The organism is Mycobacterium saskatchewanense (genome assembly GCF_010729105.1).
Taxonomy (GTDB): domain Bacteria; phylum Actinomycetota; class Actinomycetes; order Mycobacteriales; family Mycobacteriaceae; genus Mycobacterium; species Mycobacterium saskatchewanense.
Window position 1 is genome coordinate 4,728,367 of the sequence record NZ_AP022573.1, and the last position, 12,167, is coordinate 4,740,533.

A 12,167-nucleotide genomic window follows, 5' to 3' on the forward strand; every position below is an offset into this window, starting at 1 on the left:
TATCGGTTATAGCGACATGACTGCTCTCAATACTTTTCCCTCGAGCATGTCTCGGTAACCGTCGTTGATCTGGTCCAGGCTGTAGCGCTTGGTCACCAAATTGTCGAGTTTGATTTTGCCGTGGCGGTATAAGTCAAGGAGTCGCGGGATATCCACCCTGGGATTAGCTGATCCGTAAAGCGATCCCCGCAGTTGTTTCTCGTAAAGCACAAGATCGATTGCGTTGAGCGAGACTTCGTTCTCCATGGCGTTGTGCAGGTTGGTGACGACGACGCGGCCGCGCTTGCCTGCCATGGCCAAGCTCAGCCCGACCTGTTTTCCGGTGCCAAGCCCGGCTGTGTTGACAACGACGTCGGCCATCCTCCCCTTGGTCAGATCTTGCAGAAGGTTGGTTGCTTCTTCGGACGTGGAGACGGCGTGTGTCGCGCCGAATGCCTGCGCCTGCTCACGTTTGAATGGCACTGGGTCCACGGCTACGATGAACTCGGCTCCGGCGCCCACAGCACCTTGGACCGCGTTAATGCCGATGCCGCCTACCCCCACCACGACTGCGGTGTCTCCGGCCCTTAGCTCGCCGGTCGTCACCATTGAGCCCCACCCGGTGACGACGCCGCAGCCGACCAGGCAAGCGATGTCCAGGGGAATGTCGTCGTCGATCTTGACCAAGTTGGCCTCGTTGACGACGGTGTGTTCGGCGAAGGCGCCCAACAGGAGCAGGGTGCGAAGATCCACGCCGCCGCGTGCGTGGTGACGCGATGTTCGGTCGGACAGCTGAAAGCCCTCGGCCATGTACATCCCTTGTTCGCAAAGGTTCTGCATTCCTCGTGAACAGCAGCTGCATCGCCCGCAGGCCGGGATGAAGCTGAAGACAACGTGGTCGCCGGGGGTGAGCCCTTTGACGTCGGGTCCCACTTCCTCGATCACACCTGCGCCCTCGTGGCCCCCGATGATCGGAAGCGGCCAGGGCAGGTCGCCAGACCGGATGTGCTCATCGGAGTGGCACAGCCCGCTGCCTACGATCTTTACGAGGGCTTCACCGGACTTGGGTGGGTCGAGTTCGATCTCCTCGACACTCCAGTCTTTTTCGCGGTCCCAAAGGACGGCTGCGCGAGTCTTCATGTGGTTCACCATCTTTCAATGACCTCGTTGTGAGAAGTTCGATTCAAGGCACGTAGATTGACTTGGGTTGTTGGTAGCTGGCCAGCCCTTCGGGGCCGAGTTCGCGTCCGATGCCGCTCGACTTGACGCCGCCGAATGGTGCGACCGGGTCGGGCACGTAGGTGTTTACACCGAATGTCCCCGTTTGCACGCGGCGCGCTATGTCGAGCGCTCTGTCTTTGTCCCGCGTCCAAACGGTGCCGGCCAATCCGTACTCGGAGTCATTGGCCAAGGCGACCGCGTCGTTGATGTCGTCGTAGGGAATCACGGTCACGACCGGGCCGAAGATCTCTTCGCGCGCAATGCTCATCTGGTTGTTGGTGTCGGCAAAGATTGTCGGTTCCACGAACCAGCCCCGATCATGGCCGCCGCGCCCGCCACCGGTGGTCACTCTGGCGCCTTCGGCCTCACCTTTTCTGATGTAGCTCTCCACACGTTCGCGGTGCGCTTCGGACACCATCGGCCCGATCATCGTCTTGTCGTCCAGCGCATCGCCCACGACTGCTGAAGACGCCATGTCTGTCAGTGCATCGACGACCTTTTGGTATTGTCTGCGGGGTGCCAGGACGCGGCTGCTGATAAAACAGCTCTGGCCGTTATTCATCATGGTCGCCCCGAACAGGTCGGAAGTGATCGCAGCGAGATCGGCATCGTCGAGTAAAATGGCGGCCGATTTGCCGCCAAGTTCAAGGGTGACCGGGCGCAGCAGCCGTCCGCACACTTCGCCGATCGAGCGCCCCGCCGCGGTGGAGCCGGTGAATGCCACCTTGTCGATGTCGGGGTGTTTGACGAGATACGCGCCGATCTCGCGGCCACCGGGTACGAAGTTCACGACTCCGGGAGGCAAAATCTCGTGCTGTTCGAGAATGTCGCCGAGGAGAAAACTGTCGAGAACCGTCTCGGGGGAAGGCTTGACGACGACGCTGCAGCCGGCGGCTAATGCCGGAGCCAGTTTGGTGAACAGGAGCGTCTGCGGATAGTTCCAGGGCACGATGGCCGCGACAACACCGATGGGTTCACGCCGGATGACTACGCCGTCGACAAAAATCCCTCGTCGATACTCCTCGGGGGGCTGCTCACGTACGAGCGCACCGTAGTAGCTCAACAGCGCGCCAGGGAAGCCGCCTTCGATCTGACGGGCGGTCGAGATCGGCATCCCGTTTTGAGCACTGACAAGGGTGGTGAATTCCTCGCCATGCCCGCCGATGACGGACGCCAGGGCGGTCAGCGCGTCGGCACGCCGAGAAGGCTCCCATGCAGCCCACCCGTTGGGGTCGCAGAACGCGGCTCGAGCTGCGGCCACCGCCGCGTCGACATCTGCCTCAGCCGCGGCCGCGACATGTCCAATGGTTTGCTCCGTGCTAGCCGACCTCACCGTGATCGTTGCCGAGGTCGCCGGAGTAGTGTTACGACCGCCTACAAACAAGGTGTCGCGCTCGATGAACTCCGCTACCGTCATGGTGTCCACCCTTCCTAATGCTTCTCGGCTACCGCTTGAGCCGATGAGGATGTTGGTTTTTCGGGGCGCGGTGCAGCTCCGAACTCGAGGCGGATGGCTGGTTTGTGTCGGCGGGAAGAGACTTCTGCGGTGAACAAGTTCGCCAGCGCCCCGTCGGTGCCTACGCCGTGGGCCCAGCCAGTCGCACAATGCTGCACCGCGGCGTCGGTTTCGCGTGTACATGGTCCGCCCTGACGCACTATCCACCTCACTGTGAATTCAACCCGCGGCGGCAGGTAGCAGGGCACCCATATGGTCTTCACTAGCGCGGAATGAGGCGTCCCTTCCGCGACCGTTGGTGAAGGCGAACCCTTCCTTCCGACTGCCGGATTATTTCTAACGATTAGACAGTAGAAATCATCGCGGGTCAAGGGGTCGGCGTAGGTCGGAACGGCGTTCCGGGGGGTGTCGGCTGAGCGCGTCGGGGGAAATACAGGAAATGGAACGGTTCGTCTGGGAAGTGTTGGTTGGTTCACTGTGTGGCCGCTTTGTGCACGGTGAGATGCGTGGTCGAGCGGCGCGTCAGCCATCTAACGTGTTCCGCCATGTCGGGCGGGAGGGCGTCGCTGCCGGCGCCGCCGCCACCGCCGGTTCGGTAGCGGTGGGCGACGCAGTGCAAGACACAGGCGAGCTTCCAGTATCCGAACGCCAGATAGAAATCGAGCACACCGACGTCAATCGCGCGCGCACTGGCGTACCAGTCAATTGCCTCGCGCCGGGAGGGGAATCCTGTGGCTGATGTAGGACCCGGGAGCCCGAGCGCGGGCCGCTCGTCGCCCGGTTCGTCCCAGGAGACGAGGAAGTAACCCAGATCGGCCAGCGGATCGCCCAGAGCGGCGATCTCCCAGTCGAGAATCGCGCGGACGGTCCCGTCAAAAGGGTCTAACACGAGGTTGTCGAATCGGTAGTCGCCGTGTACCAGGGAGGTTTCCGTTGTTCTCGGCAGCGCGTCGGCGAGTGCTGCCTGCTGGTCGCCCAGGCGGTGGAACGTGTCTAAGTCGCAGGTCTGTTCGACCTGGGAAAGCCAGCGGTGCAGCTGGCGAGCGACGTAGCCGTCTCGCGGTCCGAGATCGGCTAGTCCCGCCCGGTCGAGGTCGACCGAGTGCAGCGCCGCGAGGGCCTCGACAGCGTGGCGAGCCGCGGCGGGTCGGGTCGTCTCAGCCAGGCCGGCGGTATCCGTCGGATCGCGCAGCACTGTTCCGGGCACGTCGGCCATGACATAGAACGTCACTCCCAGCACAGACTCGTCTTCGCACAGCGCAATCGGTTCGGGCACGGGCAGCGTAGTGCGCCGGGAAAGCGCGCTCAGAATGCGGTATTCGCGGCGCAAATCGTGCGCCCGCGGCGCCAACGGGCCGGTCGGCTGCCGTCGCAGTATCCAACTGCGCCCGGGCGACCCGGTGACACGGTAGGTGAGATTTGATCGTCCGCCGGTGATCAGCTGGTAAGAGAGCGGTTCGGCCGCGCCGCTGACCTGCTCGGCCATCCACACCAGGGCCGGGGTGATTCGGGGATCGGGAGAGTTCATCGCCGGTACCGGGTGGTGGCGCCAAGGAACTCGTGCGAAGCTGCGGCGGCGCCGACCGCAAGCGGTTCGATGTCAACGAGAATGTCCCCAAGGGTTGTCGCGTGTCGCAGTAGTGACTTGGTTGTCGCGAATGCGAACGGCGGCAGTGCGCCCAGGCGGCGGGCGGCGGAGATGGCCGTGGCGACGACGTCGGTGCCGGCTGCGGTCTCGTTGGCGAGCTGTTGGTGCACAGCGTCGTCGGCGTCAACGGGGCCAGCGGAGTAAAGGATGTTTGCAGCGACGGTCGAGCCGGCGCGGTTGCGCAGCAGCGAGATCGACAGCAAGTCTGGCGGAAGACCGACGCTGAGGAACGACAGGCGCAACACGGCCGTGTCTGCCATGACGATGTAGTCGCAGGCGAGGGCGAGGGAGGCCCCGGCGCCGACGGCGGCGCCATTGACAGCTGCCACGACAGGTTTGGGCGACGAGGTGACCGCGTGAGCGAGTTCGACGAACGCGCGGTGACGCGCAGCGAGTGTCGCGGCGTCGGCGCCGGCCGGGATATCGGCGAGATCTCCGCCGGCGCAGAATGCCGGTGGCGCGCCGGTGATCACGATGGCCGCGATGGTGTCGTCGTACTTCGCCTGGTTCACGGCGTCGAGCAGGCGGTGTGCGAGCGCGGTGTTTAGCGCGTTGCGTACGCTGGGCCGGTTCAGGGTCACAATCAGGATGTCGTCGGCCCGTACCACATCGAGTAGGTCAGGCATGGACGAGTTCCTGCGCGTCGCGGGCGCGCAGCAGCCGCCGGGCTATCGACCACCGGTGGGTCTCGGAGGGGCCATCGTAGATGCGGAAGGCGCGCACCTCCTGCAAAAAGCGGGCGAGGGGAAGGTCGCCGGAGATACCTCGCGCACCGGCCAGCTGGACCGCTCGGTCCACGACTCGGTTGACCGCCTCGGACACGAACGTCTTGGTGATCGAGCTTTCCGCGCTACCGCGCTGTCCGTTGTCGAGCACCCAGGCCGCGTGCAGTATGAGTACACGCGATGCGGCGAGGTCGATCTCGTTGTCTGCCAGCATCTGTTGCGCCATCCCGAGGTCACTGAGTCGGCTCCCGAACAGGCGGCGAGTGGCGGCCACCTCGACGGCGATGTGCTGAGCGCGGCGGGCGAGGCCAAGCCACCGCATGCAGTGGGTGAGCCGCGCGGGGGCCAGCCGCACCTGTGCGTATGCGAAGCCTCTGCCCACTTCGCCCAGGACCGATGACTCCGGAACCTCGCAGTGTTCGAAATGAACCTCGTAGTGGCCCCCGGCGAACCCGGCATCGAGGGTGTCGAGCCGGCGCCCGATGCGAAAGCCGGGTGTTCCCGCGTCCACGAAGAACATTGTCGCCGCGTCTTTTCCCGCGTCCGGGGTGCGCGCCATGCAGATGGCGTATGCTGCTCCCTCGGCTCCTGTGATGAACCATTTGCTGCCGTCGATGACCCAGCCGCCGGGAACGGGCCGCGCCGTCGTACGAAGAAGGGACGGATCGGCGCCTGCTCCCGGAGCGGGCTCGGTCATCGTGAAGCAGGACCGGACTTCGCCGCGGGCGAGCGGGGCGAGATAGCGGCGCTTTTGCTCCTCGGTGGCGACGTGTTCGAGCAGATGCATGTTGCCTTCGTCGGGGGCCGCGCAGTTTAGCGCGAGGGGGCCGAGCAGGCTGTAGCCCGCCTCCTCGAATACCACCGCGCGTCCACGCATGTCGAGACCGCGCCCACCCCACCTTTGGCCAACGTGAGGCGCCAAGAGGCCCGCCTGGCGGGCGGCGGCCTGCAGCACGGTGCGGTGCGCGTCGGAGACCCCGTGCGGATCGGAAAGCATCTCGTCCTCGGCCGGGATGACGACGTCGGCGATAAAGCCGCGCACGCGGTCCCGCAGGTTCTGTAGGTCGGGGTCGAGGGTGAAGTCGATTGTCATTGAGTCTCCTTAGGCGATTCGCCAGCCACCGTCGACGACGATGACGGTGCCGGTGATGTAGTCCGGACCGGCGGCCAGGAAGCCGACCGTTTGGGCGATCTCGTCGGCGGTGGCTTGACGATGGGCAGGGATCGTGCGCTCGATGCGCTCGATGATCGATGGTGCTAGCCCGCGGGTCATCTCGGTGTCGACGAATCCGGGTGCCACCGCGGTTACCGTGATTTGGTCTCGCGCGAGTTCGAGGGCGAGTGCCTTAGTCAGACCGATGAGGCCTGCTTTCGCCGATGCGTAGGCAGCGTCGCCGGGGAAGCCGTTGAGCCCCACCACGGACGTGACATTGATGATCCGGCCCCATCGGCGCTCGATCATCAGGGGAACTGCGCGGCGGGCGCACAAAAATGCGCTCGTCAAGCTGGCGTTGTGTACAAGCCGCCAGTCATCGAGAGCTAGTTTCTGCACCCGCCCACCACGGTGCGCGCCGGCATTGTTCACCAGTATCCCCACCGGGCCGAGCTCGGCTTCGATCCGGGCGAATGCTTGATCAACCTCATTCTCGTCCGAGACGTCCCCGGGAATGCAGATGGCCGTCCCCCCGGCCGTGGTGATACTCGTGGCGACCTGCTCAGCCTGTGCGGCGCGGTTGCGGTATCCGATAGCCACGGCAGCACCCGCGGTAGCGAGGTTTTGGGCGATCGCGGCGCCGATGCCGCGCGATCCCCCCGTCACGAAGGCCGGAATCCCGTTAAGAGAGCCAGGTTCACGCATCCGCGTGTCAGAGTCGTTCAATGAGAGTGGCGTTGGCCATGCCGCCGCCCTCGCACATCGTCTGAAGGCCGAACCGACCGCCGGTGGATTCGAGCACACCGATCAGTGTGGTTAGAAGCCGTGTGCCCGAGGCTCCCAGCGGGTGCCCCAAAGCGATTGCCCCGCCGCGGATGTTAACCCGCTCCGGGTCGACGCCGAACTCGCGTTGCCACGCCAACGGCACGCTGGCGAACGCCTCGTTGACCTCGAACGCGTCGACGGTATCAATGCCAATTCCGGCACGCTCGAGAAGCATTTGGGTAGCCGGGATGATCGCAGTGAGCATGAGGACCGGGTCATCGCCGACGACGGTGAAGGAGCAGAGTCGGGCCCGGGGCCGCAGACCGAGCTGGTGGGCCTTTTGTTCGCTCATAATGAGGACCGCTGACGCTCCGTCGGTCAGTGGTGACGAATTCCCGGCTGTGATCTTCCAGTCGATCTCTGGGTAGCGGGCGGCCTCTGGCACGTTCGCGAACGCCGGCTTCAACTGTGCCAGCCCCTCGCGCGTCGTCGTGGCGCGCACTGTCTCGTCCGCGCGCACCACGGCCTGCGAAGCGTCTGATCCCGTTGCGCGCAGCGTAACGATCTCGTTGTCGAAAGCGCCGCTCGCGCTTGCAGCGGCCGCCCGTTGATGCGAGCGGAGCGCGAACTCGTCCAGCTCCTCCCGCTCCAGGCCCCATTTCGCGGCGACGAGTTCCGCGGAAACGCCTTGTGGAATCAGGCCGTCCGGGTATCGCTCGGCGAACCGACTCCCGTAGGGGTTCGCGCCCTGCTGGGCCGAGAACATGGGTATTCGGCTCATGGACTCCACACCGCATGCGATGACCACGTCGTAGGCGCCGGCCATCACCCCCTGGGCGGCGAAGTGGGCGGCCTGCTGGCTCGACCCGCATTGGCGGTCCAGTGTTGTCGCCGGTACCCGCTGCGGAAACCCGGCTGCGAGCACGGCGTTGCGTCCCACGTTTGTTGACTGCTCCCCCGCCTGCCCGACGCACCCGGTGATCACATCATCGATGAGTTCGGGATCTAGGTTGTTGCGCTCGATGAGTGCGCTCAGCACCCCGGAGAGCAGGTCGACGGGGTGTACACCGGACAGCGCGCCGCCCGGTTTCCCTCTGCCTGACGGGGTGCGAACGCCGTCGACGATGACTGCCATGGTCAAGGGATTACTCCTTATCTGCCCAGTGATTACAGGTCCGGCCGCGAGGCCGGTTCTAAAGATCGAGCACAAGCCGCTCTGACTTCGCCCGCCCAACGCAGATGATCATCGTGTCGTTGTTCTTGCGCTCGGCGTCGGTGAGAACGGTGTCGTGGTGTTCGGGTAGGCCGTCTAAGACCGTGGTCACGCAGGCGCCGCAGAATCCCTCCTCGCACGACGACAACACAGTCGGCACCGCCTCACGGACAACGTCGAGGAGGGAACGGTCCGGGGGAACGTGAAGCACCACACCGGTGCGCCGCAGTTCGACGTCGAAGCCTTTACCGGGTTCCTGCGGGCGTGTGGAGGACGGGTCTGACGGGGCGAAGCGCTCGACGTGCAGCGAACCGGGCGGTAAGTGGCGCTGACATGCGCTCTCTACTGCCTTGATGAGCCCCTCTGGTCCACAGCAATACATTGCCGTGTCTGTTGAAGCGTTCCCCACGATGGATTCCACGTCGAGCACGCCAGTCTCGTTTTGAGGACACAGTTCGACGCGGTTGCCTCCCAGCGCCTTGACGTCGGTGACGAAGGCCATCGAGTCGCGGGCCCGTCCGCCGTAGACGAGCCGCCACGGGATCCCACGCGCCTCGACGACTCGCGCCATCGGCAGGATCGGTGTTATCCCGATGCCTCCGGCGATGAACAGATATCTTTCCGCTTCCACCAGCGGGAAGTGATTCCGCGGCTGGCTGACACCAACGTCCCGTCCCACCAGCGCGGGATCATGGATTTCGATGGATCCGCCGCGGCCCGCCGGCTCTCGCAGCACCGCGACGGTATACGCGCCACGGTCTGTTGGGTCTCCGCACAGCGAGTACTGGCGAACTTTACCGGACGGCAAGATGACGTCGATATGTGCTCCCGGCGTCCATGCCGGCAACAGCAAACCGCGCGGGTGGACGAGGCGCAACGAGATGACCTCCCGGGCCTCGCGTCGCGCCCGCTCGACGCGCAAAGCTTGTATTCCGCAGCGCTGCGTGACGTTTGAATCTTGGGCGACGCGTGGCCCTGCGACCTGCTGGGCCGTCGAGCTATCGCCACCTTCATGAGATACTGCGCACGGCCAGGCATTGCTAGCCGGTTCCGAATGGCTCTGGACCGCCGGCGGATGTGTGATCATCGCCGGAGTTGTGGCTGCGCATCGATTGACTCGGGAGGCGCATCACCCTCGACGCCGGTGACGGTGTCGAGCACGTTGTTGATGAGCCGATAGGCCGAGGACGCGTCGCTGAGCGGCTGCTCGCTTAACCCTGCGCCGGCGTACGCTAAGCCCGCCCACGATTGGCGGTCCTCGGGGTGGAACAGTGCGAGTTCGGCCTCAACGAGGACGAGGTCGATCGTGGGAGGATCGCCGGTGAGCTTGCCGTCGGTCCACGTGATGTGCACCCGACTGCCGTTGCGGCTCCCGCGCACCGTGAAGCTGCGCATCGGAAATTTGTTGCCCTCTTCCACCAGTGTCACCGCAGGACCCCTATCGACTGCCATACCTGCAGCAGTCCCTCATCGCCTTCGAGGTTCTCGTCCCAGCCGTAGGGCTTCGCGAACACGAACGTCTGCGGTTCCGGGTATGTGGCGTCGCTGACGTCAAAAGTCGTGACGGAGATCGAACGCTGCCCCACCGCGACCAGGAAGTACTCGTGGTAGTCCGAGAGCTGAACATCGAAAACAGTGATCGCGGGGTGAGGATGCAACGTCCGCACTGACCCGCGCCCGTCGCCGATCAGCTCGCCAGCCGAGCCCAGGGCCGCAGTCACAGGAATCTCCGGTTGGCGGTATCGTCCGGCACCTCGATGCCGATCTTCTCCAGGAGCGGCCGAGTGTCGCCGATATACCGCCGCCGGAGCTCTTCGTTGTTCTCCTGGCGCAGTCCCCACTTCACATATGCGTCGGAGAAATCCGAGTCCGATCGGCCGAACATGTCGAGAGCCGCCGGCCACCAGATCTTGACCTTCTCGTTGGCCTCCGCCAAGCCCTCCGGTGTGCTGCAGATACGGCGAAGGTTGTTCATTCCGAAGGTTGCGTGAAACACTTCGTCTTTGTGCAGGCGGTCAGCTACGTTCAATAGCGGCTCATACGGAACCCCTTCCCAGGTCTCGCCGATATAGCAGCCCACCCGGTCGCCCACCCCGTTGAAGTAGGCGAGGTCGCAGAACGTCTCGATAGGGAGCTCGAAAAAGTACTGTTGGATCTCGCTGGTCACCGGGCCGACACCAAGGCCTTCGAGAATCCGGGCGGTAATAGCGCCGTGCTCGACTTCTTGCTGCATGAGCTTGGCGTAGGTGACCTTGAGCTTCTCGTCCGGTATCAAGGTCATCCCCTTGACCCACAATTGATTCAGCAGGTTGGTGTAGTGCGGGTTGGTTGTGTTCTCCAGATGGTGGGTGAGCATCCGGATCAGAAGGGCACGCAACTCCTCCGGCATGTCGGGGTCGTTCTCGGCATAAACCTTCCCGTGGACAGCAGCAGCGGTCATGAAGAGCCTCCTCGTCAAGGGAATCCACGCTATACGGACATCAAACCGGAGGCGCCCAAATATGTCAACCGACCAGTCGGACGAATTAAATTTCTCGTGAGGGGACTGCGGTAAGCGTCGCTTTTCGCGACCGACAAGCCCCCCGAGAAAGCACGGCGCCCGCAAGCCATCCGGCGTTGTGGGAGCCCGGCGGACGCGCTGTCGCTATTTGGTGCTGGCGGCGTCGATGGTCAGCTTGCTCAGATCAACGGGGATATCCGAGCCGAGCACTAGACGCACGAAGTTTCGTGCAACTTCCCGCCAGTCGTCGATCCCGGGGCTGAACCACTTGTAGATCCAGCTGGTTAACCCGAGGATCGCCTGCGCGCCGTACTTCGGGTCCACGCGGGCGATCACACCCTCTTTGGCGGCAAAATCAACGGCCTCGATGAAGTGGCGCGCGTACCGACGCTCCTTGGCGAGCATGTCGGCCTCGTATTCGGAGGACAGGCGTGGCCTGTTGCCGAAGAAGACCCCGAACAGGCTGGGCTCTTCGGCGACCAATTCGACCTGATGGGTGATCACGGCCGCAAGCCTTTCCCGGGGGTCGGGGAGCGTTGAGATCTGCTCGAGCCGCCGCAGCCCCCGACTGATGGCCCGGTCGAAGATGAGATACAGCAGGTGCGCCTTGGAATCGATGTAGTGGTACAGGCTGGCCTTACGAATATCCAGTTCGGCGGCGACGTCATCGAGTGAGGCGGCGTCATACCCGCGGATGTGGAACGCGTGAACTGCGGCGGCAATGATTGCCTCGCGTCGCTCCAGGTACTCCGGTGCCGGCTCCGTAAGCCGCGGACGGCCACGTCGTCTTGGCGGAGTACCTGTTGACATCGAGTGCTGTCCATGCCCTTTGAAGTCGCGTGTTGTATCTCGGCAGCAGGAGTAGCAGACCGGATTTCTAGATGCTAATGGATCTTGACAACAGCTGCTCGGGATATATTCTACCTCACAGTCGATAGAAAAGGTGGGCGACCTCACGGTCGACAGAACCTTTCGGAGCTCGTGGCCTCCTGGGGTCATCCGGTTCTGGGAGGCCATGGATGGCGTGTGACAGGCCCTACACCGCCATCCTCCTGCGGCGGCGTGATTCCAGAAGAAAAGGTGTGATGTCAGCAAGAAAAGGAGCGCAATGAACCTATCTACGAAGGGCGAGACTCTGATCGAGGTTCGCCAGCGGGTCGAACCGGTGAAGCTAGCTGAGGTGGCGGCCGCGATTGGTACCGAGAGCGCCGGTGAGACGGCGCGGCTCACGCTCTACTTCGGGCCCACTGTGGCCGGCGAACAGCTGTTGGTGGATCGACTCGGTCTCGACCTGTCTCGCGCATTGCTTGCGGGCCAATCATACGAGTGGCAACGGCCGTTCGAGCCGCAGGAAACCGTCACAATCCGGGTTTTCATCGACGACGTGTACGAAAAAGGCAGCAACACGTTTGGGGTGGTCGCGACCGAAATCCGCGACGACTCGGGCGACTTGGTTCAGCAACAGCGCACCACTTTCATCGAGGCGACTGCCAAATGACTGAGCTTC

Annotated in this window: 13 protein-coding genes; 1 reads left to right on the forward strand and 12 read right to left on the reverse strand. The window is 63.8% G+C overall.

The features are described from left to right. Positions 1-6 precede the first annotated feature (6 nt). The 12 genes from G6N56_RS22310 to G6N56_RS22365 form a co-directional block, all read right to left on the reverse strand. The gene (locus G6N56_RS22310) at positions 7-1,119 is read right to left on the reverse strand and encodes an NDMA-dependent alcohol dehydrogenase (RefSeq protein WP_042792190.1); all 1,113 of its coding nucleotides are present in this window, start codon (positions 1,117-1,119) and stop codon (positions 7-9) included. 43 nt (positions 1,120-1,162) lie between these two features. Beyond that, positions 1,163-2,617 carry an aldehyde dehydrogenase gene (locus G6N56_RS22315; protein ID WP_042792191.1) on the reverse strand — a complete coding sequence of 485 codons (1,455 nt, stop codon included), beginning with the start codon at positions 2,615-2,617 and terminating at the stop codon, positions 1,163-1,165. A 511-nt stretch (positions 2,618-3,128) separates the two neighbouring features. Continuing rightward, positions 3,129-4,142 (reverse strand): phosphotransferase family protein, encoded by a 1,014-nt coding sequence (locus G6N56_RS22320; RefSeq protein WP_158090667.1) that lies wholly within the window; start codon positions 4,140-4,142, stop codon positions 3,129-3,131. A 38-nt stretch (positions 4,143-4,180) separates the two neighbouring features. Next, positions 4,181-4,930, reverse strand: coding sequence for an enoyl-CoA hydratase/isomerase family protein (locus G6N56_RS22325; protein ID WP_082278451.1), 750 nt, complete (start codon positions 4,928-4,930; stop codon positions 4,181-4,183). Next, on the reverse strand, positions 4,923-6,122 hold the full coding sequence (locus G6N56_RS22330) for an acyl-CoA dehydrogenase family protein (RefSeq protein ID WP_085253971.1): 1,200 nt from the start codon (positions 6,120-6,122) through the stop codon (positions 4,923-4,925). Before G6N56_RS22330 ends, G6N56_RS22325 begins: the two co-directional genes overlap by 8 nt. A 9-nt stretch (positions 6,123-6,131) precedes the next feature. After that, positions 6,132-6,887 (reverse strand): 3-oxoacyl-ACP reductase family protein, encoded by a 756-nt coding sequence (locus G6N56_RS22335; RefSeq protein ID WP_042792158.1) that lies wholly within the window; start codon positions 6,885-6,887, stop codon positions 6,132-6,134. A gap of 7 nt (positions 6,888-6,894) precedes the next feature. Next, positions 6,895-8,088 (reverse strand): thiolase family protein, encoded by a 1,194-nt coding sequence (locus G6N56_RS22340; RefSeq protein ID WP_134770526.1) that lies wholly within the window; start codon positions 8,086-8,088, stop codon positions 6,895-6,897. A 52-nt stretch (positions 8,089-8,140) separates the two neighbouring features. Beyond that, positions 8,141-9,091 carry a PDR/VanB family oxidoreductase gene (locus G6N56_RS22345; protein ID WP_042792194.1) on the reverse strand — a complete coding sequence of 317 codons (951 nt, stop codon included), beginning with the start codon at positions 9,089-9,091 and terminating at the stop codon, positions 8,141-8,143. 152 nt (positions 9,092-9,243) lie between these two features. Then, positions 9,244-9,588 carry a hypothetical protein gene (locus G6N56_RS22350; RefSeq protein ID WP_232069121.1) on the reverse strand — a complete coding sequence of 115 codons (345 nt, stop codon included), beginning with the start codon at positions 9,586-9,588 and terminating at the stop codon, positions 9,244-9,246. Continuing rightward, positions 9,585-9,881, reverse strand: a complete 297-nt coding sequence (locus tag G6N56_RS22355) for a hypothetical protein (protein WP_232069122.1) — start codon at positions 9,879-9,881, stop codon at positions 9,585-9,587. The genes G6N56_RS22350 and G6N56_RS22355 overlap by 4 nt, the downstream gene beginning before the upstream one ends. After that, a complete protein-coding gene (locus G6N56_RS22360) occupies positions 9,878-10,600 on the reverse strand; it encodes a Phenylacetic acid catabolic protein (protein WP_042792197.1) in 723 nt (240 codons plus the stop codon). Before G6N56_RS22360 ends, G6N56_RS22355 begins: the two co-directional genes overlap by 4 nt. Positions 10,601-10,804: 204 nt before the next feature. Beyond that, on the reverse strand, positions 10,805-11,470 hold the full coding sequence (locus tag G6N56_RS22365; protein WP_042792160.1) for a TetR/AcrR family transcriptional regulator: 666 nt from the start codon (positions 11,468-11,470) through the stop codon (positions 10,805-10,807). Between the two features lie 370 nt (positions 11,471-11,840). On the opposite strand from G6N56_RS22365, the gene G6N56_RS22370 reads away from it, so the two are divergent. After that, positions 11,841-12,158: an FAS1-like dehydratase domain-containing protein gene (locus tag G6N56_RS22370; protein ID WP_197746638.1), complete on the forward strand. Its 318-nt coding sequence runs from the start codon at positions 11,841-11,843 to the stop codon at positions 12,156-12,158. Positions 12,159-12,167 lie beyond the last annotated feature (9 nt).